Raw genomic sequence first — 23,210 nt, forward strand, 5'->3', positions numbered from 1 at the left:
GGGAAATTCAAAAGGAATGAAAAAGGAATACATAAATCGTCCTTATAAAAGTTTCCTAAACTTAAGGGTTCAAGAGATTAAGATAAAGCTGCCATCTTGGCAGCTTTATTTTATTGACTTAACGGATCGTAGATCGTCTATTAGTTTCTAAGATTTTGTAATTCTATCCATTTCTTATTTTTTTAACAAATAATGTTGATTTTAAATTTTATAAATATTATGATTTAAGTAATAATTCGGAACAGCAATTCCGAAAAACGGAACAACGAAAGGTGGGAAGAACATGATAGATATTCGACAATTATGGAGTAAAAACGGAGTCTTTTATTCCATTGATGAGCAAGCAGCTCCAACGGGAATAAAAGCGCGTATTACGGTTCCATCTCATCAAACAAGCTGGGAGACTGCTGCTATGGTGGAGATAGCCGGAAGAATTGGCTTGCATTTAGCAGAGCTCCCTCATCCGATTTTTGACCATCTGTTTATCGTTGATCAATTAGATCCTGCGCCTGCCGGAGGAACTACAAACCTTCATGTCGTGATTGGTTTTGAAAGCGGATACTTAACTCAAGTTCTCGGGAAAAGGTCAGAGGCGCTTCTAGCCGTCCGAAATGAACATATAGGGGAGTCAGGAATTTTATATGTTAGTCACGACGAAGATCAGACTTTGCTTGTCATTACTGGTACTTCTCCGGAAATGACATTGCACGCTGCGAGATCCCTAGTAACCAATCATTTTATGGAGGCTTACAAAGAAGGAGAGTCTTTTCTATTTATTTCGAAAGAAACAAATGTTTTACGACAATCTTCTTTACAGCAAAGTGTGAAACAACTTGAGACCTATTCGCTACATACGCTTTTTACAACGGAAGGGCTTTATCAGCAGAAAGAAGGAGAAATACTTCCTACCCTTGATGTTTTATTAAAAATAAATAGCTCTTCATTAGATCTAACGATTGCTAATGTTGAACTGGCAGCAAGACTGGCTTTGTCAGCGGGATATGTATGTTTTCCGATGACAAGTTGTACGGGTGAGGAAAATGGCGGACGATTCTTCATTTCTTGTGAAACGACAGACGAGGCCAGTCATCAAACCAAATGGGAACTTGCCGAATTGGCAGGCACTCCGGCACTTCGTATACGTGCCCATGCCGACAAAATCGTTCCAGCGACCCGGGAATTGATTCATGAATGGTTTCCATCAACTAGTGGAGAACAAGATACATGGACACAGCGATTTACGGCCCTTAAAAGTTTGAATAAAGACATCAGCTCCAGGGCTCAGCTGGGGATGCAAGCTTATGCTGAATTAAAATTCAGAAAAGTCAATCGGTTCAATATCCCAGAGAATTTGGCCTATCCTTCTGAGCTGTGGAATCGGTATTTAACAGAAAAGGGAAGCGGGTCTCCTTCCGTTACTTTATCCGTTACAGAAGATCAGCCCATTTGGACCGCCCAATGGGAGGATTCCGGGGAATTGGCGGATATGGCAGCCTATTTGTTGGAAACCCTTGGACAGCTTGATCAAGAAGACAAGCAGCTTTCTATTGAAATCACGACAACCGTAAGTCGAGAAAGTTTCCATACGTGGAGTCATAAGTTAAAGACCAACCTGAACGACCGTTTGGGAATGGAAGCAGAGTTTATTTTTCGGGATGCCAATAAATCCGGCTTGCATTGGGCGATAGAGGAGGTATTACCTAAGCTCAAACAAGAAAAGGAGATTCATAGTATTGAAATCCAAGCCAGGGCCTTTCAGCCGGGGAAAAAGCATCTTGATCTTGTTCACCGATTTTTACAAGAGCTGTATCCGTTTGATGCGATTTTGTCAGCGGAATTGTCTTTGCCGTTAGACAGAATTCAGCTGCAATTGAACGATGAGCATTCTGCGCCAATGTTTCAAGTGGTTGCTAGAGACAAGCAGGGCCGGGAACTGATTTCGCCCTGCTGGGAAGGATGGGCCCGGAGCTGCCCTTATATGCTAAATCAGCCTGAACGTGGAAATGTGATGGTTCCTTTTGCCGGATGCCGGATCTATTCAAAAGGAGAAAACAAGGTATTTGCGAGTCAATCTTTCCAAACAAACCAATATCGTTTCTGGATCTGGTACCAGGAGTTTGTGCTTCCGCAGTTGGTCAAGCAAATTAAAGAGCAGGAAGGTGTTCCGAAATTTTCGCGCCTTGAGTGCCACGTCGAAATGGATGCCGTAGATGTAAGGCTTCCGCACCTTGAAGAAGTAAGCTCGGTTTTGGAAGCCTTGCATGAAGACATTTATTTCTTTACCCTCCATGCACTGCATGACCATGGGAGACGGGTTGGAGATTCAGGCTGGGATGCGCCAGGGGGCATTTTACCCTTCATGCATGAAAAAATCGGCGGGGAGCCGAAAGCGGAAATTGCTTTATACGCCATGCCAACGGAGTCAAAGGCAGAGCTGGTTTATGAAAATGAAGAACAAATGGTCATCCATCCGTTTCCTAAAGGACTCATGAACCAGGGAAGAATAACGGCAGTAACGAAGTCTGGGGGGGAATTGTCCTTTTACTTTAGCGGATTACCCGATGCTGAGTTGGAAAAATCGTGCGGAGAGTGGCTGGCGAACACATCGCCGGGCCTCCAAAAGCCTCCGAGTACGAAAGAGAGCATGAACGAAAAGTCACTCGACTCCGATGTGTTCGTGAATGAAGATGTTGAAAAATGGCTGGAGGCACGGAAATCGAGGCTGCCTGGACAAGCGGTCCCGATTGATTTTTCCTTTAATGGGCAATGGATTTGGCTTGTTGAGCTGTTTGCGAAGGGGAGAACAGGGGAAACGATCTCCTCCTTCCAAAAGCACAGTCTGTACAAACCGACCTTTTTCCTTAATGCCAGACACCATGCCAATGAGGTGTCTGGCACCAATGCCGCCCTTCAATTCATTGAGCAGCTCTCAGACGATAAAGAGCTATTAAACCGCATCAACCTTGTTGTGGTACCGCTTGAAAATGTCGATGGAGCCGCCCTGCACTCGCGAATGGCAGCCGAGCATCCTTATTGGAAGCTGCATGCCGCCCGCTATAATGCGTGCGGGTTGGAGTATGCGAAGTATCGCTTCCAGCCGGATGCCCCGTTTGGCGAAGCAAGGGTTTATCCGATGGTGTGGCAGCGTTGGATGCCGGATGTTGTGCTCGACGACCACGGGATTCCATCCCATGAATGGATTCAACCTTTCAGCGGTTATAATAGTCCGCCAAGATTTCCGGTCTCCTATTGGATTCCAATCAGTCGGATGTATACGATTTGGCGTGAATTAACGGACTTTTCCCCTCAGCAGCGTGAGGCACATGCTTCTCTTCGTTCATTCGTAACGAAAAGACTGGATGAAGACCACACCGTGGCCGAAGACAATGCCATGTGGGTAAGCACGTACAGGCGTTGGGGGAACGATTTCGATGCTGTCCATTTTCCAGTGGAATTATCAAATGGAAGTATTGCGTATACACGAGAAAGCAGTTCAAATCAGGGATCATATGATTTCATTGAACGATTCAGTCAGTGGGTAACCGCGGATTTAATGACGGAAGTGAATGACGAAACGGTATATGACAAAGAATTGGCTGCATGCAAGCATGCTCACCATATAGTTCATCAAGCAATCCTTGATTGGATGAACGAACGAGAGGTGAATGTTCGGCTCAGGAGGGAGCCATTGGAAAATGGAACAATCCGAATCGGACTTGAACGATCTCGCCCGCTTTAAAAATTAAGTTTTATCAACAAGAAAAAATCATGCAGAGGAGATGGGAAGATGGTTTTAATTGGAGTTGTTATCGTTATTATTGGTTTTATTATTCGTTTAAATCCCTTATTGGTTGTGACAGTGGCGGGCCTTGTTACAGGGCTTGTTGCCCATCAGTCCCTTTATTCCATTATCACTGAGTTTGGTTCAGCGTTTGCGACCAACCGATATATGGCTGTCTTTATTGTGACGCTACCGGTTATCGGGCTGCTGGAACGTTATGGTTTACGTGATCAGGCGGAACATATTGTTGCCAAAATAAAAGCAGCAACTACAGGACGCATTTTGACGATTTACTTTATTATTCGTGAAGTGGCTGCAGCATTTGGTCTTACTTCGATTGGCGGTCATGCCCAAATGGTTCGTCCGCTTGTTGCGCCAATGGCAGAAGGTGCCGCCGAGGCTAAATATGGAGAGGTTCCTGACGAAGTTAGGGACAAAATTCGCGCTCAATCTGCTGCAGCAGACAATATTGGAGTCTTTTTCGGGGAAGACGTGTTTGTCGCGGTCGGCTCGATTTTATTAATGCAAGGATTCTTTGAACAAAACCATATTCATTCCGATCCATTGAAGATGGCCTTATGGGCGATTCCAACCGCGATTGCCGTATTAATCGTCCATGCCATTCGGTTATATCTATTTGATCGCTCACTCGATCGCACTCTTGGCAAGAATTTAGGCAAAAATACTTCGAAGAAAAAGGGGGCGTAATCCATGTTTATTTCTCTTGAAGATGTTTATATTTTTCTAGGAATCCTCACGATGGCAGGAAGTATTTATACCTTTTTGGACCGCAAAAATTCACGTCGTTTCACATCAGGACTTTTCTATGGACTATTTGGGGTAACCCTTGCATTTGGCAAAGTCATTCCACCGTTTTACATGGGGCTTCTGGCCATTGTTCTTGTTGTCATTGCGGGCTTCGGCGGGTTAAAGCTTGGCAGTTACGGTGAGGCGAGTGTGGAAGAAAGACAGACTAACCGTAAACGCTTAGGCAATAAGCTCCTTATTCCTGCGCTATTAATTCCGATTGTCACAGTGGCGGGATCATTAGGGTTAAAAGGAGTCAAAATCGGCGGCACCTTTGTGCTTGATCAAACGAGTCTGACCCTTGTATCGTTAGGAGTTGCCGGCTTCATTGCGCTGATTGTCGGCTTGTTGATAACAAAAAGCAAGCCTCAAACGGCTGTTAAGGAATCCAGGAGATTGATGGAGTCGATTGGCTGGGCTGCTTTGCTTCCGCAATTGCTGGCGACGTTAGGAACGGTGTTTACATCGGCTGGTGTTGGAACAGTGGTTTCAAAATTGGTAGGCAATGTGATTCCAACCCATTCTCTTTTCTGGGTCGTATTTGCCTACTGTATAGGAATGGCCTTGTTTACCATGATTATGGGAAATGCCTTTGCTGCCTTCCCGGTCATGACAGCAGGTATTGCGGTACCTCTCATCATCCAACAGTTTGGCGTAAGCGCCAACCATGTGGCAGCAATCGGCATGTTTGCCGGTTATTGTGGAACGTTGATGACACCTATGGCTGCAAACTTTAATATTGTTCCGGCCGCGTTGCTGGATTTAAAGGATAAATATCAAGTCATTAAGGTGCAAGTTCCAACTGCCCTGATTATTTTAGGTGTTAATGTTCTGTTTATGTATTTATTCTCGCTATAATAAGATTGATTAAATGAGGAGTACGGGATGCAAAACAAAAATATAACAGTTGTGAAATCGATGGATGTGTTGAATCTTTTTTTACATCATTCGGAACTGTCATTAAATGAAATGGTGGACCTTTTGGGGGTGCCGAAAACCTCTGTCCATCGAATGGTCGGATCGTTCGAAACGATGGGATTTTTGCAAAAAAACAATCAGGGCAAATATTTGCTTGGGCTGCCATTTTTACAGTTTGGTCAATTAGTTGCCGATCGGCTGGATATCAGGCAGCTCGCCTTGCCGGTCATGCGGGAACTTAGGGATACGGCAAAAGAGGCCGTTAACCTGATTATCAAGGATGGCCATGATGCCATCTATATAGAAAAAGTGGACACGCCGCATCCAGTCCGGCTTTATACAAAGGTTGGTCGAAGAGCCCCGTTGTATGCAGGGGCTTGTTCGAGAATTATCCTTGCCTTTTTACCAGAAGAGGAACAGGAACACTATTTACAGGAAACGGAACTGGCCCCCATCGGTAATGGGACGATTACGAATAAAGAGCGAATGAAACAGGTTTTGGCAGAAGCAAGAGAATCTGGGTATACCATCAGTTATTCGGAATTGGAAAATGATACGGTTTCCATTGCGGCACCGATTTTTGACCATACCGGCATTCTTGCTGCCGGACTCAGCCTTGCCGGTCCTGACTCACGCTTTGGGGAGGCCCGGCATCTGGAATTGATTGACTTAATCAAGAATGCTGCAGGGGAAATATCTTCCCGTTTGGGTTACCAGGAAGTGCAATCAAGATAGAAAGAGGGAGAAGAATGAAAAAGGTATTAGTTACCGGCTTTGATCCGTTTGGTGGTGACACTGTCAATCCAGCGTTGGAAGCTGTGAAAGAATTGGCAGGAATCGTTTCGGAAAAATATGAAATACAGGTTCGCGAAATCCCTACGGTTTTCTTTAAATCGCTTGATCATTTAAGAGAGGCCATCGCTGAAACCAAGCCTGACATCGTCATTTGTGTCGGGCAGGCGGGTGGACGTTCCGATATTACCGTCGAACGGGTGGCGATCAATGTTGATGATGCCCGTATTCAGGACAATGATGGCAACCAGCCCCTTGGTACGGCGATTGTGGAGAGCGGCCCCGTCGGATATTGGTCTACTTTACCGATCAAAGCCATGGTGAAAGAGATGCAGGATAAAGGGATTCCTGCTTCCGTATCGCAAACAGCTGGAACGTTTGTGTGCAATCACTTGTTTTACGGGTTAATGCATCAGCTTGCATTATTAGATGATCCTATTATTGGAGGATTCATTCATATTCCGTTTCTTCCTGAACAGGCAGTGAAATATCCGGGTCAGCCAAGTACGGCGTTAGAAACGATTGTAAATGGTTTAAAGGTAGCAATCGAGACAGCTGTTACTTTTGAAAAAGACATCGTTGCTCTTGGCGGTCAAATCAGCTAATAATGGAGGGGGAGTAGAACTCTCCTCTTTTTTTCAATCATTCGATATCACAGGACGAAGGAGGGGAATTGTATGCCTTTCAACCCATTTTGTCCCCTTGGAGATTCAGGAATTGTCGTTACTCTCGGCGATGGCATTGACAGTAGGACACATGAAAAAGTAATGGCATTATCAGGTTATTTAGAGGAACATCCTTTTGATGGGATGGTTGAAATTGTCCCCGGCTTTACGACGGTGGCCGTTTTTTATGACCCCATCCGTTTGTTTCACTTGGGGGTCTCGTTTCCATATGAATGGGTCCTTGGCAAAATGAAGGAGATTCTCTCGCAATTTGCGGGCAGGAAGGCAGGAGAAGCGAGAAGGGTGGAGATTCCGGTTTGTTATGGTGGAGATTTCGGCCCGGATTTGGTGGAAGTCGCCAAACAGAATGGTCTAACACCGGACGAAGTGATTCGGATTCATTCCGAGGCTGAATACCTTGTCTATATGATCGGCTTTGCTCCCGGTTTCCCTTATTTAGGAGGTATGGACAAACGGATCCGTACACCCCGACGTCAATCGCCACGCTTAGTTATTCCTTATGGGAGTGTCGGAATTGGCGGGGAACAAACGGGGATTTATCCTATTGAAAGTCCTGGCGGCTGGCAGCTGATCGGGAGAACCCCGTTGGCCTTATTTCAGCCAGATGAAAATCCGCCAAGCTTACTACGCGCCGGAGACATAGTTCGTTTCAGGCCGGTTACACGGGAAGAATACGTTGCATTGGGAGGGGCAGATTCATGAGTGTGGAAGTACTTCAATCAGGACTATGCACGACCGTACAAGATATAGGGAGATTCGGTCATCAACAGCATGGTGTCATCGTGAGCGGTGCGATGGACACACTCGCACTAAGGCTTGCTAACCGACTTGTCGGTAATCCTGAGAACGATGCTGCCCTGGAAATCACTCTTCTTGGACCAAAGTTAAAGTTTTATGAAGACAAGCTGATTGCCATATGCGGAGGGGTATTCGCCCCAATGATTGATGGAAATCCGGTCCCATCCTGGCGTCCCGTCTGGGTGAGAGGAGGAAGTGTCCTCGAGTTTGGTCAAGCGAAAAAAGGCTGTCGTGCCTATATTAGCTTTGCAGGCGGTATTGATGTGCCCCAAATCCTTGGAAGCAGGAGCACGTATTTACGGGCAGAAATTGGCGGGTATAAAGGACGTCCACTAAAAAAAGGCGATCACCTGCAAATGAACCAGCCTAATGACAAGAGCATGCATCTTATTGGGCAGCTGAAAAATAAACGTGATGCGAGGCAGTTTGTGGCTGCAGACTGGTACATTGGTGAAACCATGCTTCCTTCTTATGAAAAAACAACCGTTCGTGTCATTCGAGGACCACAGTTCGATCAATTCTCACATGAAAGCAGACGCGCCATATTTGAACAAGAATTCCAAATTACTCCGCAATCTGACCGAATGGGCTACAGGTTATCCGGGCTCAGGCTGGAATTGGAGCAGCCGCTCGAACTCCTTTCTGAGGCTGTAACGGCAGGAACGATTCAGGTCCCGTCTGATGGTCAGCCAATCATCCTCATGGCAGACAGGCAAACCACGGGAGGTTATCCAAAGATCGGTTTCGTTGCATCTGTTGATTTACCGATTTTAGCTCAAGCTAAACCTGGAACAACCATCAGTTTTAAGGAAATTTCTTTGAAGAAAGCACAGCAAGAGATGATGAAACTAGAGGGAATGATCAAAACGTTCTCCCGTGGAATCGATTTGATCACCCGCAATGCGACTCGCTCGTGAATAGGAGACGCTTTTTGTATTTTAACGTAGGCTTGGCAATTTATTTACCGTATCAAGGCAGGGGGAAATGAAGATGTTTGTTGATTTAAATTGTGATTTGGGTGAAAGTTTTGGTACATATCAAAAAGGAAATGACAAGGAAATTTTAAATTATGTCACGTCTGCCAACATTGCTTGCGGTTTTCATGCCGGAGACCCGTCAACGATGAGAGAGACAGTTAAGATGGCATTGGAAAAAGGCGTTGCGCTTGGTGCTCATCCCGGATTGCCGGATTTAATAGGTTTTGGCCGCAGGAACATGGCTATTTCTCCACAGGAAGCTTATGATATCGTTCTCTACCAAATCGGAGCTCTCCATGCTTTTGCCCATGCAGAAGGGGGAAGCTTACGGCATGTCAAACCGCATGGGGCATTGTACAATATGGCAGCCAAAAATCCGGAGCTCGCGTTGGCGATTGCTGAAGCTGTTTTCAAGGCAGATCCAGGTTTAATCTTGTTTGGCCTTGCAGGCAGTGAGCTTGTTAAAGCCGGAGAAAAACTGGGACTGCACACCGCCCATGAAGTATTTGCAGATAGGACATACCAACCAGATGGGACATTGACGCCGAGAAGTCAAGCCAATTCCTTACTGACCAATGACGAAGAGTCTGTTGGGCAGGTCATCCGTATGGTAAAAGAAGGCGTCGTCCGCTCCGTGCAAGGGGATGACGTCAAAGTACAAGCAGATACGATTTGCATCCATGGGGATGGACTGCACGCCCTTGAATTTGCCCGCAAAATTCGTTCAGCATTCGGATTAGAGGGTATTGAAGTTCGTGCGCGGCTATACTAAATGTATGTCGAAGGTTAATAGATTAATAAGCAGCCTATGATTCGATTCATGGGTGGTTGATTGGGGTGTTAATCCTTCTTGGATTAACACCCTTTATTACTAAGATCCATATCTTCCATCAAGGGCAGAATAGCTTAATAAGGCAATAAAAAACAATTTGTTTTAACCTCAATGAGATAAAGCTGCTGATACAAATGCCAGAAGTATTAAGTGCTAGCCTTAGAGTAAAACCAAACACTAAATAAGCGCACGATAAAGAATGAAATAAATATTGTAATCCAACTGATATACCATTCCCAATGTATGTATTTAATGAGCTCAGTGTTTTTTTCCACCATTAATTCACCGATCGTTAACACCGTGCTGGAACATTATAGCGGCTAATATTCCTTTGCGCCGATCTTTGCGTGGAATAAAACCAATAAAACCGAATATCCACATTCCTGCAAGAATCATATACTCCTTTAGCATCTTTCAGAACTTCCCCTTTTAAGTATTATTTACTACCAATAATAGTATTTTGCCATCAAAGTTCATTTTTAATTGTATTCAGACATATTTTGTTACCTACTAGGAACAAAATATATATATAAATGTTATTATGATGAGATTTCGGGAAAAGTATGATGGTACTATTTATGAAATTATATGGGGGCTTATTGGGTTGTTAATAGGATTTGCTTTAGGTTTTGTCTTTGAATTAATCATTAATAGAAAGAAACTATATAGAAAAATAAAAAATAAAGCTTCAACAGAGGTATTTCTAATGATTAAATGTTTTGAAAGTCAATCTGAAACAGTTGAAAAAGAATTATACGAACATTTTGCATTAGGAGTCGCAAAATTAAACCAAAGCTAAAATGACCAAAAATAAGAAAGAAGTTTTACCAAGAATCTTCCTGTATCATAGGGAGATTCTTTTTTAATTCCTTAGTATAGTTGATAAAGATTATGATAAAATACTAGAAAATACAAGGTGGGTGAAGAAGGTTTGAAATTAATTGTTTACAAGAAAGACATTGAGTATTTTCTAAATATCTTCTTAGATCTAGCAGATTATGATTATCAAGGGAATAAACTATATTTTGTTTTTCAAGATCATATCCGAAATGGGAAATGGACATTAATGTTTTATAAAGAGGAAAAAAAGTGGACGATTCACGGTAAAGGGCCAGATTATTGTGACGAAAAAGAAGTGGAATTACCAAAAAAAGAACTAATTCAATTTATATTTAAAAACAGAAAGTATATTAACAACGAATTAAGAAGTAAAAAGCCAGTATTAACAACATAACGAAAAAACCGAGAGCTTGGAATGGTCCAGGCTCTTTATAATTGTATCGGAGCATTAATTATTATTTAAGCAGGATTTAGAATAAAAAATGAAATAAATTAAGGTTGGAATCGAAATGGCTCCATCCTTTTTTGTGTTATGTAAAGAGTTTGTGAAGGAATGTACTGATATCAACGAAACAGTCAATGCTTCCTACCCAAATTGATCTTGGGTCTGGTTTTTGGGCAACTCTAAGATTAAAAATCCATCCCTGCCTTTCTCTTTGAAATCTTGAGGAACTTTAAAAAACACTTATTGAAGGATACAGTATGTAAAATAAAAAAGGTTATTGACAAAAAAATTCACAAGCATTATGATTATCTCAGATTCAAGATAATTCAATTCGAGATTTTTAAAGAGGTGAACTACATGGAGAGGAAATGCAATAATCTATGTTTTCTGGTAATAATGCAAACATCTAAAGCCATTCATGAGACAATTAGGTTCTGATGAAGCCGAGACATTGGTGCAGCTTTTGAAGAAAGTAAGGAATAAAGGTTAAGATTGCATTTTTTTGAAATAATATCTCGAATTCGAGATAAAATATAATTTAGGAGGACTTTAAGATGATAAATATTGGTTTATTCATAATACGTTTGGTAATTGGAGTATTATTTATTGGGCACGGTGCGCAAAAATTGTTTGGTTGGTTCGGTGGCTACGGATTAAAAGGAACGGGTGGATGGTTAGAATCCATCGGCATGAAGCCTGGAGTAACAATGGCTCTATTTGCAGGATTAGCTGAACTAATTGGAGGAATATTGTTTGCCTTAGGACTATTAACTCCACTAGCGGGTATTATGATTGCTGGAACTATGGTAATGGCTATTGTTAAAGTACATGCTCCAAACGGATTGTGGGCAACAGCTAATGGGTATGAATATAATCTAACATTGATTGCAGTGGCTATTGGTATAGCTTTAATTGGTCCAGGTCAATATGCTTTAGATGCATTTTTATTCTAAAATATCTGGAATTAAGGATTCTTAAATTAAAAGTAATTTCGTTGGTTTTAATTAATGGACTATGAAAAAAATAAAGTATTACGTTTATTTAAATAACTGGATTTTAAATTATAAAGGAGTGTTTAAAATGAGTAGGAGAATAATGGGTATTCACCACATAACAGCAATCGTAGGAAATCCTCAAGAAAATGTCGATTTTTATGCAGGCGTTTTGGGATTACGTTTGGTCAAGAAAACAGTCAATTTTGATGATCCAGGTACCTATCACCTTTATTTCGGTAATGAAGGCGGAAAACCAGGAACCATTATTACATTCTTTCCATGGGCAGGGGCTCGTCAAGGAATTATTGGAGACGGTCAAGTAGGCGTTACTTCTTATGTAGTTCCTATGGGTGCCATGGAATTTTGGGAAAAGAGACTTGAAAAGTTCAAGGTTTCATATTCAAGAGTGGAGCGTTTTGGAGAGCAATATTTGGAATTTGATGATCCACACGGTCTTCACTTGGAAATAGTGGAAAGAGAAGAAGGAGAAGTCAATACTTGGACTTTTGGTGATGTTACACCGGATGTCGCTATTAAAGGTTTTGGCGGAGCTACTCTATTATCAGCACAGCCAAACAAAACAGGTGAATTATTAGAAAAAGTAATGGGACTAGAATTAGTTGGCAAAGAAGGAGATTTCGCTCGTTATCGTTCTACTGCTGATATTGGTAATATTATTGACCTAAAATTGACTCCAATTGGGCGCGGGCAAATGGGTGTTGGAACTGTCCACCACATCGCATGGAGAGCATTTGATGATCAAGATCAATTAGATTGGCAAAGCTACGTTGCATCCAAAGGATATGGAGTAACTCCTGTTAAGGATAGAAACTACTTCAATGCCATTTACTTCAGAGAACATGGAGAAATACTGTTTGAAATTGCAACAGATCCTCCAGGATTTGCTCATGATGAATCACAAGAGACAATGGGTGAAAAATTAATGCTGCCAGCACAGTATGAACCTCATAGGGCAAAAATTGAAGCAAAATTATTGCCGTTTGTAGTAAGAGAATTAGATTGACAAGAAAGACCTAAATAGTTCCACATCACATTTTGTGAATTGGAGGGTTAAAAATGCAAAGAACAGCTGGAATTCATCATATCTCAGCAATGGTAAACGATGCTCAACGAAATATAGACTTTTATGCAGGAGTATTGGGTTTAAGGCTTGTTAAAAAAACCATCAATTTTGACCGACCAGAAGTGTACCATCTTTATTTTGGGAATGAAACGGGGTAACCAGGTACTGTGATTACATTTTTTCCATGGGCTAATCAGTTAAAAGGTCGAATTGGAACAGGTCAGGTAGGTGTGACCAGTTATGTTATACCGAAGGGCTCAGTTCCATTTTGGGAAAATCGGTTACGAAAATTTGGAGTGGAGTATACTTCCTCCACTCGATTTGGTGAGAAATATTTGAAGTTTACCGACCCTGATGGACTTCACCTTGAACTGACAGAACGAGAGGAAGGTCCATTGAACACTTGGAACTTTGGCGAAATTCAGGCTGAAAATGCAATTAAAGGATTTGGCGGTGCCATTCTTTTTTCGGCACAGCCTCATAAAACTACGGATGTTCTAGAAAGCGTTTTGGGGTTGGAATGCATTGGTCAAGATCATGAATTTCTAAGATTTAAATCTGAAGGAAATGTTGGAAACACCGTTGATATTCACTTAAATCCTTCAGTCCGAGGTCTGATGGGAGCAGGAACAGTTCACCATATAGCATGGAGAGCGAAGGATGAAGAAGAACATAAAAGGTGGAGAACACTTCTCTTGGAAAAAGAATATTACCCGACTGAGATTCTTGACCGAAACTATTTCAAAGCCCTTTATTTTCATGAACCTGGGGGTATCCTCTTTGAAATAGCAACCGACCCACCAGGTTTTGCAGTGGATGAACCAGTCGATGAACTTGGAAAAAAACTTATGCTGCCGTCTTGGTTAGAGTCACAAAGAGAAGATTTAGAAGAAAAGTTACCTCCTGTGGAGGTTCGTGTTCTGGAGGGAGATAAATAATGAAACATATATTTAATAAGGGTCAAGACCCAACAAAACCAACACTATTATTGCTTCATGGTACCGGTGGTAATGAATTAGATTTGTTGCCCCTTGCAGGCAGAATTGATGATGAGGCATCCGTATTAAGCGTTCGAGGGAATGTTTTAGAAAATGGAATGCCTCGTTTCTTCCGCAGATTGGCTGAAGGAGTATTTGATGTGGAGGACCTCGTTTTCCGAACAAAAGAATTAAATGAGTTTCTAGATGAAGCAGCAGGAAAGTATGGTTTCGACCGAGATAATATAATCGCTATTGGATACTCAAATGGAGCGAATATAGCAGCGAGTTTATTATTTCACTATCAAAATGCATTAATGGGTGCGATTCTTCATCATCCAATGGTACCGAGAAAAGGAATGGATCTACCCGATTTATCTAGTAAGTCAGTGTTTATTGCAGCTGGGACAAATGATCCAATCTGTTCTCCAATGGAATCTGCTGAATTAGAATCTTTATTAAAAAATGCTAATGCGAAAGTTGAACTTCATTGGGAGAATAGGGGTCATCAATTAACCATGGAAGAAGTTGAAGCTGCTGCAAAGTGGTATAAAGAACTTTATAAGTAACATGGGGGTAAAATCGTACTGTTACAGTTGCAGTATGGGGTAAAAAAGCGAATCAATAAATGTTCAAAGAGCTAATCGAAATGTCGATTAGTTTTTTTGTTTTGGTTTTTATATTTTATTCCATATTGGGAAACTTAATCTCTGAACGATAGATTTAATATAAAAATACTATTAAAGGGGTGTTTATATGTTTAAAGATAATAAAAAAATGGCATTTGCTTTAGGAATGCTAATTATTCCATGGCTAACTGTACCTTTTCTTGGAAAAAAATCATTTTTCAGATTTTTGCCTGTGGCGAGTTTTACCAATTTATTCATAAGTATGTTCAGTGTCATTGCTAATAAGAGAAAATGGTGGGTAAATAAAAATCCTATATCTCCCGGTTTGGTTGATTTTACATATATATTGGGTCCTTTTTTTGTTGCTACACTATGGATATTTAAACTTACATACGGCAATTTTTTTAAATATTTTATAACAAATGCAGTATTGGATGTTATCTGTGCTTATCCTTTTGCTGAAATATGGGAACGAGTAGGAGTTTTTAAATTAAAAAAATTAAGTCATACGTTGTGGTATGTGTTTTGTATTTCTTTAGCAGTTATTATATATGGGTTTCAGAAAATAGTGGAAAAATCGATAAGGGAACCGAACAGTCCTGAATCTAAATTGTAAGGAAAGCATCACATTTACCGATATCAAAGGCTAGTGGAAGACCATCCTAATATCAAAATTAAGGTTGGAATCGAATTGGCTCCATCCTTTTTTGTGTTTTGTAAAGAGCTTGTGAAGGAATGTACTTTAAACTAACTGTTTAGTTTAAGTGCCTTTTGGAACTGCCACGCAAACATGGCAGAAGCACCAATGTCTCTCCTATATATCTGATAAAGAATTTGTAAATTTCAACCGAATTTCTTTTAAAAACATATCAGCTGCAGCAGAAAAAACCTGATGCTTCTTCCAAACAATATTTAAGCCAGATTCAAGTCTTGGCTCTAGCGGTTTAAAACAAAGATTACTATCGCTAGTCGTATTCACTAGTTTATCAAGGGTTATTGCATAACCGATACCCTCTTCAACCATGATAGCAGCATTATATACAAGGTTGTATGTAGTCACGACGTTTAATTTATCAAAGTCTTCACCAAACCAATCTGCAAATTCATTTTTTGAAAATGTCTGCTTCATAGCCTGTCGTGAACAGATCAGCGGAACATTTAATAAATCCACTGCCTGAATGGTATCTTTGAAAGCAAGAGGACTATCTTTTCTCATCACAACACCCCAAACATCTTTGCCAGGGATATCGATATAATTGTATTTTGATAAATCAGCCGGTTGAATTAAAATACCAAAGTCAAGCAATCCTTTGTCAAGCCGTTCAGTCACATCGTCTTCGTTTCCGCTGTAGAGGTGATACCGGATATTTGGATAACTTAACTGTAAATCTTTTGCTACCCGTGCAATCTGTTTCATGGCGTCTGTTTCCCCACCCCCTATGTAAACATCACCACTTATCGTTTCTTCCATGGAACTAAATTCCGACTCTAGTTTATCGACCATATCAACGATTTCTTCTGCTCTCTTTCGCAGGAGCATTCCTTCATCTGTAAGATTGATACTGTGACTACTGCGAATAAATAGTTTTTTCCCTAATTCTTGTTCAAGGTCTTTTAATTGTCTTGACAAGGTTGGTTGTGTCACATGCAAAACATCAGCAGCAGCCGTCATGCTTCCTTCTCTCGCAACTGTAAGAAAATATCGTAAAACTCTTAATTCCACATGCGACTCCTCCTTTATAATGTTTTAGTATAAATGTTTATGATATGCATTTCAAACATATCATGATATGAGATATAAGTAATAGGATATATACAAAAAGCAAGCTAAAATAAATAACGAAGGATGAAAACAACAGTAAGAAAGGATGTTATCTCCTGACCTACGAAGACGTTGAGATCCGTCAGCCCAGTCCTAGCGAAATTTTTCTTTCGTGGGTAATTTATTCAGATAGGAGTTGTTTTTTTGACTAAACGAAATAATTTGTTGATTTTTATATTAACCATAGGAGTTTTTGGTATCTTAAATACCGAAATGGGGGTTATTGGATTATTGCCTTCCATTGCGGAACACTTTAAGGTCAGCATTTCAACAGCAGGATTGACGGTTAGCTTTTTTGCTCTTGCTATCGCTATATCTGGACCAACGATGCCGTTATTATTTTCCGGGGTAAATCGTAAGAAGGTTATGGTACTTGTATTAGGAGTTTTCGTTTTGGGTAACATGGTATCCATCTTTATATCTAACTTTACCATTCTATTAATTGCTCGTATTGTTCTAGGTCTCTTTCATCCCATTTATTGTTCTATGGCATTTTCAGTTGCCGCTTCCTCAGTAAGTAAAGAAGAAGCTCCCAAGGCTGTTTCTAAAGTATTTATAGGAGTATCTGCTGGTATGGTAGCCGGGATACCAATCGCAAGTTTTATTGCTAGTGCTGTTTCATATGATATGGCGATGGCATTCTTTGTCATTGTTAATGCTGTTATGTTCCTTGCGACATTGATTTTTGTACCATCAATGCCTGTTGAAGAAAAACAATCGTATGGTGAACAACTTTCTGTATTAAAAAAGCCTATTATATGGGTGTCCATCGTGACGGTCATTTTATTAAACGCATCTGTATTTGGGGTTTATAGTTATATTGCTGATTATCTGGAAAATGTTACAAATATGTCGCCTAATTTCATAAGTTTAACATTATTCATCTTCGGTGGAGCCAACATAATTGGAAACATCGTCACAGGAAAGTTGCTTACAAGTAGTGCCGCCAAATCTGTAGTATTTTTTCCTTTGTTAATGAGTGCTGTTTACATCATTTTATTCTTCACAGGAGAGTTTGCCGTACCTATGGCAATGATAACTTTCATTTGGGGAATATTAGCTGGGGGAATAATGGCAAATATTAATCAATATTTGATTACGTCTTCAGCTCCCGAAGCTCCTGATTTTGCCAATGGCTTATTTATATCAGCCTGTAACGTAGGAACAACAGTGGGAGCAGCTGTAGGCGGGTTATTTATATCACAAATGGGCACACAATATGTTATATTGGTGGGAATCCTATCATTATTGCTAAGCTTGGTAACTATTTTACTAAGAAACTATATGCTTATTCCTACAAAACAACATTCTAAATCAGCTGTTGTCCAAGATTAGTAGTCTTAAAATTTTCAGGTGAGGAGTGGAAAAATTGAATAAAGTAAAAATTGCTGGAAGGAAAGTTTTTCCTATAGGCTTAGGCACTTGGAATATGGGAGACAAAGCAGATAAATTTGAGCAAGAAATAGAAGCAATAAGAGTTGGTCTTGATCATGGCGTTCAAGTTATTGATACTGCTGAAATGTATGGAAATGGAAATGCAGAAAGATTAGTTGAACATGCTATTAAGCCTTATAACCGTGAAGAATTATTTCTCATTTCAAAAGTTCTTCCTTCAAATGCCTCAAAAAAGCAATTACCGATTAGTTTAGAAAATAGCTTAAAAAGATTAAATACAGATTATTTAGATCAATACTTACTCCATTGGAAAGGGAATATTCCTTTTGAAGAAACGATTGAAGCCTTGGAGAAAGTAAAAAGTCAGGGGAAAATTAAGTCATGGGGTGTTTCTAATATAGATGTTGATGACTTAGAAAAAATAATGAAATTACCTGATGGAATAAAATGTACATCCAATCAAGTACGTTATAATTTGGGAGATCGAGGGATTGAATTCGATTTAGTACCTATGATGAACAAATTAGAAATGCCATTAATCGCCTATGCCCCAGTTGCAAGGGGTGATAGCTTTGGTACGAATCTAACGAAACAAAAAGTTTTAAAGGAAATGGCTGAAAAACATCATTCAGATAGTTTTCAAATTTTATTAGCATGGTGTATTCGAAATGGTCAAACAATTGCTATACCCCAATCCAGTAATACTGCCCATGTGAAAGGTAATGTGAAAGCAGCTGAGATTCAATTAACGCAGCAAGATTTGGAGCAAATAGACTCAATCTACCCAAAACCTAGCATGAAACAGCCTCTTGCATTATGGTAAGATCCTTCATGTGGTGCCCATTTGGGTTTTTCTATACGAGGACTACGAATATAGCTATTTTCGGACGGAGGCGTGCAAAATGAATCAAGGGAAACGACTGAATACCAATGTACCAGGAAACTTTTATGTCACTTCAGAATGCATCAATTGCGATCAATGTCGTCAAATTGCACCACATACTTTTTCTGAAGTTGCTAACTTTTCCGCCGTGACAAATCAACCGAATGAAAATCCTGAAGTCATTAAAGCTTTTTATGCGCTTATATCCTGTCCTACTGGCGCAATTGGAAGTGAGCAAAAGGATGGACTCTCGACAGCTATACAGGACTTTCCTTTGCCTATTATCGACAACATTTTTTATTGTGGATTTACTTCACGACACTCTTGGGGGGCGAGTAGTTATTTAATTCTCCATCCAGAAGGGAACTGGCTAATTGATTCTCCACGCTGGTCACCTCAGTTGGTTAAACGGTTCGAGGAAATGGGGGGAATTAAATATATCTTCCTGACTCATCAAGATGATGTTGGGGATGCAAACAAATACGCTAAAAAATTTCAAGCTGAGCGATTTATTCATGCACTAGAAAAAGAGTCCCAACCTGATGCAGAACATGTGATACAAGGTATGGATTCAATAGAATGGCATCCGGATTATAAGTTTATAATGGTTCCTGGTCACACAAAAGGACATATGGTTTTGCTTTATCGCAATAAATATCTATTTTCAGGTGATCATTTAGCCTGGGATCATGAACTAAATGGTTTATCCGCACATAGGGATGTCTGCTGGTTTTCATGGAAAACACAAACCGAATCTATGGAGAGGTTAGCTAAGGAAAAGTTCGAATGGATACTCCCTGGGCATGGGAACCGTGTTTTCCTTTCTCAGTTAGAAATGAAAAACGCCATGGTGAAGTTGATAGAACAAATGAAATCATAATATGAATACTAGTGTGTCAATCCACCAAACTCTGAATGAAAGGTGGATTTTTTTATGTCTACAACAAGGAAAAAACAAAGGAAAGGTACAAGAAGTGCCCAGAGCATTAAATGTTTTAAACATACGGAACAAAAGATGGCATTGTTTGAAATGTTTGAACGATTTATTGAAGAATCCTGATTAGTTGTATAGGGATATTATTTCCAAAACAAGAAGGAAAGATTATATAAATATTGAATTTATTTAGGGGTGAGTTATCACTGCATCTCTATATCAGGAGGTTGTTAGTATGTCGAGAGAATTATGGTTGAACCTGCCAGTGCGAGAACCAGAACGATCAATGGCGTTTTATACGCAGCTCGGTTTTCGGTTGAATGAGCGGTATGTGAGTCAAGACGGATCATTCAGCTTGATAGTCGGCGACAATCAGGTTGTTTTGATGCTCTTCCCGGAATCCGCGTTCCGCGGTTTTACTGGTAATGCGGTTGCGGATTCGTGGCAAGGTACTGAAGTGTTATTCTCGCTGGGGGCGAACTCCAGGGATGAAGTGGATGAGCTCGCCTTGAAAGCCGAACGTGCAGGCGGCACTGTATTCAGCAAGCCTGGAGAAAAGGGTGGATGGATGTACGGTTGCGGTTTTGCGGATCCGGACGGTCATCGGTGGAACGCTTTGTATATGGATATGAGCAAAATGCCGAAAAGCTAAAAACCCGACTCGCCATACAACGCTTCATCACAGAGAATTTTCGACATGATATTCTGAAAATGGAAAGTCACCTGTTATAAAATAGGAGGGGTTTGATGGTCAGATTTTTAGTTCTATATAACGAACCAGTAGATATTGAAGCATTTGAGCGACACTACCGCGAGGTGCATATTCCCTTAGCAAAAAAACTTCCTGGTCTTCGACGATATTCGAGAAGCCGCCATTCAGTTCCAGTTAGAGGCGGCGATCCATATTATCTTGTGGCTGAGCTTGAATGGGACAGCATGGAAGATATCAAAAAAGCCTTTCAGTCAGAAGAGGGTCGAGCCACTGCCGAAGATATGGCTAACCTAGAACAACTGAGTCCAGGCGTGCACAGTATGATCTACGAACTTGAAGAGATGTAGTAAAATTTCTAACTGCTGCGATACCGGGAACCATTATCAGTAGAATGTTAGGAGGCACGATGCCTGAGCTTCGTTTCGGTCACCCTTCTGGCACCTTAAAAGTAGGGGCAGTTGCTGAAAAGAATGATAAAGGGTGGGTTGTGAAGAAAGTGACCCTGAGTAGAAGTGCTCGAAGATTAATGGAAGGCTCCGTTCTAATACCTAAAACAACTGAAGAATAAAATGAAGAGCAAATTATAAAAGGGGTGCCAATATCGCAGCCCTTCGTTATGACCGAAATGGCTTTACGTCATCGTCGATAGATAAAATGGAAACTGCATCATTTTTACCGTTAGCATTTGAAATGCAACGTTCGATGTTTAAGGATCAATAGCGCCATCCTTTTGGTTGGCGTTTTTTTATATGGCAAATTATTTAATTTACCGCATAAAATTTATCGGGAGGCGATATTTCTTGAAAATTAATGATTATAACCGTAAACATTCAAAAAAGACTTTATGGGACGAAGAGTTAGATAGCGAAGTGTCACTCATTGACAAGCTTTACGCAGCAAACGTAAATAATCTTACACCATATTTCGATCCGAATTTTTCACAAAATAATGAAGATAAAAAGTATAAATGCAATCGTTGCGGTAATATATACATGGATAATGAAAACGAAATATATAAAGGTAATTTGTATTGCAGGACGTGCGAAGAAGATTTACAATACGACGGGTAATTGGCTTCGTCGTATTTTTTTTGTATACATGCGGAACGTTTGTTCGTATATAATAAGTATGAGGTGATTAAAATGGCGATTCGTGACCGTGGTAAAAAGAAGTGGCAGTTCGCCTTTGGAATGCCAGAACTAATAAAGGCGCAGCGTGATGTATGGAAAGATGACGAGCGGATTAAAAAGCCGATCATCGACCCTTACGAAATGGACGAATTCGACCAACGAATAGGCTATGTGATGGAATATAATCTGGCAGTTAAGATTACGGTATGGCTCGATGGATTTACAGATGAAATCACTGGGAGTATTCATTACGTGGACCCTATTTCGCACCAGCTTCGTATTGAAGTAAAGCCTGGTGAATTTCAGCGGGTTAAAATGGAGGATGTGGTTGGTGTTACGGTAATAGATTAAGAGACGGTAAACAATTTTAATAGGAGAATGAATTTTCCTCTTTTGCTATCCACAATATTCTGATAGAATCACATGAACAGGAGGTGTTTCTAATGTCCGTAAATTTATCAGACCTTTTAGGTTTAATGTATGATAACCTAATGGAAGCGCAAGTTGATAAAAGTCCAAGTGAAGTGGTCGTTTCCGATAACCACAAAACATTTTTCATAGTTGAACGAGATGTTTTCGAAAATCAACTACAACCATTGGGTTATGAAATAGTTGTAGCGGATGGGGAGTAAATAACTCTCCATTTTTTTGTTTTTATATTTTTATGTCACTGATACTTTGTTCAATTCCTCATATGCAAAGAAGATACGTTTTAACCAAAATCCTCAATTAGCGAATGAAGATCGCCGATTATCCTCCTCAATGTTCAGGATAATGGCGATTTTTTTTTGATCTTGTTCCTGTATTTGATTTTCTGCCCCACTAGCCCTTCAGATCTATGTTCCTATTATCAATCCCGTCCTATTTTACGTTGTTGATTGCGAAATTTAATCGGGGATACGCCCACAGAAGAAAGAAAAAATTTACTGAAATGGGAAGAGGAAGAGAAATCGAGCTTTGTTGCGATTTCTTCCATCGTCAAATCGGTATTCAGTAATAACTGTTTTGCCGAACGTATTTTCACCCTAGAAACTCCCGGGGAGAAATTCCATATAATTGCTTAAAAGAATGACTGAGATAAGAACGGTGTACGCCCAATTTTTGGGCCAAGCCATTGATCTGAAATTTTTCGTTGGCATGCGTTTCCAGTTGAAAGGCCACTTCGTTAGCCAAGACTTCGACTATGATTGGGCGGACGAAAGTATTCATTTGCAATACGGTCATAAATGGCTGCTGCATCGCTTGCAAGGGGATATAGATGCACTGGAGGATTTGAAGGAAGATACACTTGCAAAGTGGGACGAATGGATTCGGGTCAAACACACGGAATGGGACTATGAACCTTTTAAAAGTAGAATGAGAGAGAAAATAGAGGAAATGGAGGACAAACTCCATGTCTGAGTTTAAAGTAAAGGTTAAGTCCTTCGACCAAACATTCACAGTCAATCCTAATGAAATCATTCTAGATGCAGCAATCCGCCAGGGGAATCAATATCCCTTATTCCTGCCGCAATGGAACTTACAGGACTTGTAGGTTCGAAATCAAAGAAGGGATGGTACAGGCAATGAATGTGGAAGAGTACTTGATTTCCCCAAATGAGCTTGAATTAAATAAAAGACTGTTATGTATGAGTTTATGCAAAAGCGATGTCATCATGGAGAAAGGATCCCCACGAAGACGGAAAACGATCAAAAGCTCTTAATTGATAACGTTTTTCTTGACTGGGAATGATAAACTGAGATAATAATTGAACTAAAAGCTCTTATTCTTAA

29 protein-coding genes and 1 pseudogene are annotated in these 23,210 nt (G+C 40.5%); 27 read left to right on the plus strand and 3 right to left on the minus strand.

Annotation, left to right across the window (positions count from 1 at the left end; translation table 11 throughout):
- Positions 1–283 precede the first annotated feature (283 nt).
- From ACZ5XR_RS12670 to ACZ5XR_RS12740, 15 genes and pseudogenes are all read left to right on the plus strand, one after another.
- Positions 284–3,739: a M14 family metallopeptidase gene (locus ACZ5XR_RS12670; RefSeq protein ID WP_464501990.1), complete on the plus strand. Its 3,456-nt coding sequence runs from the start codon at positions 284–286 to the stop codon at positions 3,737–3,739.
- Positions 3,740–3,787: 48 nt separating this feature from the next.
- Positions 3,788–4,489: a DUF969 domain-containing protein gene (locus ACZ5XR_RS12675; RefSeq protein WP_464501991.1), complete on the plus strand. Its 702-nt coding sequence runs from the start codon at positions 3,788–3,790 to the stop codon at positions 4,487–4,489.
- 3 nt (positions 4,490–4,492) lie between these two features.
- Positions 4,493–5,446: a DUF979 domain-containing protein gene (locus ACZ5XR_RS12680; RefSeq protein WP_464501992.1), complete on the plus strand. Its 954-nt coding sequence runs from the start codon at positions 4,493–4,495 to the stop codon at positions 5,444–5,446.
- 27 nt (positions 5,447–5,473) lie between these two features.
- Positions 5,474–6,241 carry an IclR family transcriptional regulator gene (locus ACZ5XR_RS12685; protein ID WP_464501993.1) on the plus strand — a complete coding sequence of 256 codons (768 nt, stop codon included), beginning with the start codon at positions 5,474–5,476 and terminating at the stop codon, positions 6,239–6,241.
- 14 nt (positions 6,242–6,255) lie between these two features.
- Positions 6,256–6,903 (plus strand): pyroglutamyl-peptidase I, encoded by a 648-nt coding sequence (gene pcp / locus ACZ5XR_RS12690; protein ID WP_464501994.1) that lies wholly within the window; start codon positions 6,256–6,258, stop codon positions 6,901–6,903.
- Between the two features lie 72 nt (positions 6,904–6,975).
- Positions 6,976–7,686 carry a 5-oxoprolinase subunit PxpB gene (pxpB, locus tag ACZ5XR_RS12695; RefSeq protein WP_464501995.1) on the plus strand — a complete coding sequence of 237 codons (711 nt, stop codon included), beginning with the start codon at positions 6,976–6,978 and terminating at the stop codon, positions 7,684–7,686.
- On the plus strand, positions 7,683–8,699 hold the full coding sequence (locus tag ACZ5XR_RS12700; RefSeq protein WP_464501996.1) for a 5-oxoprolinase subunit C family protein: 1,017 nt from the start codon (positions 7,683–7,685) through the stop codon (positions 8,697–8,699). The genes pxpB and ACZ5XR_RS12700 overlap by 4 nt, the downstream gene beginning before the upstream one ends.
- A 73-nt stretch (positions 8,700–8,772) precedes the next feature.
- Positions 8,773–9,531, plus strand: coding sequence for a LamB/YcsF family protein (locus ACZ5XR_RS12705; RefSeq protein ID WP_464501997.1), 759 nt, complete (start codon positions 8,773–8,775; stop codon positions 9,529–9,531).
- A gap of 664 nt (positions 9,532–10,195) precedes the next feature.
- The gene (locus tag ACZ5XR_RS12710) at positions 10,196–10,390 is read left to right on the plus strand and encodes a hypothetical protein (RefSeq protein WP_464501998.1); all 195 of its coding nucleotides are present in this window, start codon (positions 10,196–10,198) and stop codon (positions 10,388–10,390) included.
- A gap of 132 nt (positions 10,391–10,522) precedes the next feature.
- Positions 10,523–10,825 (plus strand): hypothetical protein, encoded by a 303-nt coding sequence (locus ACZ5XR_RS12715; RefSeq protein ID WP_464501999.1) that lies wholly within the window; start codon positions 10,523–10,525, stop codon positions 10,823–10,825.
- 605 nt (positions 10,826–11,430) lie between these two features.
- Positions 11,431–11,829 (plus strand): DoxX family protein, encoded by a 399-nt coding sequence (locus ACZ5XR_RS12720; RefSeq protein ID WP_464502000.1) that lies wholly within the window; start codon positions 11,431–11,433, stop codon positions 11,827–11,829.
- Between the two features lie 127 nt (positions 11,830–11,956).
- The gene (locus tag ACZ5XR_RS12725) at positions 11,957–12,895 is read left to right on the plus strand and encodes a ring-cleaving dioxygenase (RefSeq protein WP_464502001.1); all 939 of its coding nucleotides are present in this window, start codon (positions 11,957–11,959) and stop codon (positions 12,893–12,895) included.
- A gap of 53 nt (positions 12,896–12,948) precedes the next feature.
- Positions 12,949–13,893: pseudogene (locus tag ACZ5XR_RS12730) on the plus strand (ring-cleaving dioxygenase).
- Positions 13,893–14,501: an alpha/beta hydrolase gene (locus ACZ5XR_RS12735; RefSeq protein ID WP_464502002.1), complete on the plus strand. Its 609-nt coding sequence runs from the start codon at positions 13,893–13,895 to the stop codon at positions 14,499–14,501. Before ACZ5XR_RS12730 ends, ACZ5XR_RS12735 begins: the two are co-directional and overlap by 1 nt.
- A gap of 187 nt (positions 14,502–14,688) precedes the next feature.
- Positions 14,689–15,177, plus strand: coding sequence for a hypothetical protein (locus tag ACZ5XR_RS12740; RefSeq protein WP_464502003.1), 489 nt, complete (start codon positions 14,689–14,691; stop codon positions 15,175–15,177).
- Between the two features lie 198 nt (positions 15,178–15,375).
- Here ACZ5XR_RS12740 and ACZ5XR_RS12745 read toward each other — a convergent pair whose 3' ends face one another.
- On the minus strand, positions 15,376–16,284 hold the full coding sequence (locus ACZ5XR_RS12745; protein ID WP_464502004.1) for a LysR family transcriptional regulator: 909 nt from the start codon (positions 16,282–16,284) through the stop codon (positions 15,376–15,378).
- A 243-nt stretch (positions 16,285–16,527) separates the two neighbouring features.
- On the opposite strand from ACZ5XR_RS12745, the gene ACZ5XR_RS12750 reads away from it, so the two are divergent.
- From ACZ5XR_RS12750 to ACZ5XR_RS12795, 10 genes are all read left to right on the plus strand, one after another.
- Positions 16,528–17,718 carry an MFS transporter gene (locus ACZ5XR_RS12750; protein ID WP_464502005.1) on the plus strand — a complete coding sequence of 397 codons (1,191 nt, stop codon included), beginning with the start codon at positions 16,528–16,530 and terminating at the stop codon, positions 17,716–17,718.
- Between the two features lie 34 nt (positions 17,719–17,752).
- Positions 17,753–18,601, plus strand: a complete 849-nt coding sequence (locus ACZ5XR_RS12755; protein WP_464502006.1) for an aldo/keto reductase — start codon at positions 17,753–17,755, stop codon at positions 18,599–18,601.
- Between the two features lie 79 nt (positions 18,602–18,680).
- On the plus strand, positions 18,681–19,541 hold the full coding sequence (locus tag ACZ5XR_RS12760) for an MBL fold metallo-hydrolase (RefSeq protein ID WP_464502007.1): 861 nt from the start codon (positions 18,681–18,683) through the stop codon (positions 19,539–19,541).
- A gap of 54 nt (positions 19,542–19,595) precedes the next feature.
- Positions 19,596–19,721, plus strand: a complete 126-nt coding sequence (locus ACZ5XR_RS12765) for a hypothetical protein (protein ID WP_464502008.1) — start codon at positions 19,596–19,598, stop codon at positions 19,719–19,721.
- A 109-nt stretch (positions 19,722–19,830) separates the two neighbouring features.
- A complete protein-coding gene (locus tag ACZ5XR_RS12770; protein ID WP_464502009.1) occupies positions 19,831–20,247 on the plus strand; it encodes a VOC family protein in 417 nt (138 codons plus the stop codon).
- Between the two features lie 95 nt (positions 20,248–20,342).
- Entirely contained in the window at positions 20,343–20,654 is a 312-nt protein-coding gene (locus ACZ5XR_RS12775; RefSeq protein WP_464502010.1) for an EthD family reductase, read from the plus strand.
- Positions 20,655–20,674: 20 nt separating this feature from the next.
- A complete protein-coding gene (locus ACZ5XR_RS12780; protein WP_464502297.1) occupies positions 20,675–20,875 on the plus strand; it encodes a PrpF domain-containing protein in 201 nt (66 codons plus the stop codon).
- Between the two features lie 232 nt (positions 20,876–21,107).
- Complete coding sequence (locus ACZ5XR_RS12785) at positions 21,108–21,377, plus strand: hypothetical protein (protein ID WP_464502011.1); 270 nt, start codon at positions 21,108–21,110, stop codon at positions 21,375–21,377.
- A gap of 72 nt (positions 21,378–21,449) precedes the next feature.
- Positions 21,450–21,788: a YolD-like family protein gene (locus ACZ5XR_RS12790; protein ID WP_464502012.1), complete on the plus strand. Its 339-nt coding sequence runs from the start codon at positions 21,450–21,452 to the stop codon at positions 21,786–21,788.
- Between the two features lie 92 nt (positions 21,789–21,880).
- A complete protein-coding gene (locus tag ACZ5XR_RS12795) occupies positions 21,881–22,069 on the plus strand; it encodes a hypothetical protein (protein WP_464502013.1) in 189 nt (62 codons plus the stop codon).
- Between the two features lie 218 nt (positions 22,070–22,287).
- Here ACZ5XR_RS12795 and ACZ5XR_RS12800 read toward each other — a convergent pair whose 3' ends face one another.
- Both ACZ5XR_RS12800 and ACZ5XR_RS12805 read right to left on the minus strand, forming a co-directional pair.
- Entirely contained in the window at positions 22,288–22,461 is a 174-nt protein-coding gene (locus ACZ5XR_RS12800) for a helix-turn-helix domain-containing protein (protein ID WP_464502014.1), read from the minus strand.
- Positions 22,458–22,898, minus strand: coding sequence for an AraC family transcriptional regulator (locus ACZ5XR_RS12805; protein WP_464502015.1), 441 nt, complete (start codon positions 22,896–22,898; stop codon positions 22,458–22,460). Before ACZ5XR_RS12805 ends, ACZ5XR_RS12800 begins: the two co-directional genes overlap by 4 nt.
- Here ACZ5XR_RS12805 and ACZ5XR_RS12810 point away from each other — a divergent pair.
- Both ACZ5XR_RS12810 and ACZ5XR_RS12815 read left to right on the plus strand, forming a co-directional pair.
- Entirely contained in the window at positions 22,831–22,971 is a 141-nt protein-coding gene (locus ACZ5XR_RS12810; RefSeq protein ID WP_464502464.1) for a hypothetical protein, read from the plus strand. The genes ACZ5XR_RS12805 and ACZ5XR_RS12810 overlap by 68 nt on opposite strands.
- Positions 22,904–23,140 carry a 2Fe-2S iron-sulfur cluster-binding protein gene (locus ACZ5XR_RS12815; RefSeq protein ID WP_464502016.1) on the plus strand — a complete coding sequence of 79 codons (237 nt, stop codon included), beginning with the start codon at positions 22,904–22,906 and terminating at the stop codon, positions 23,138–23,140. The genes ACZ5XR_RS12810 and ACZ5XR_RS12815 overlap by 68 nt, the downstream gene beginning before the upstream one ends.
- The last annotated feature ends 70 nt before the right edge of the window (positions 23,141–23,210 follow it).

It is taken from the genome of Neobacillus sp. Fa239, assembly GCF_055395235.1.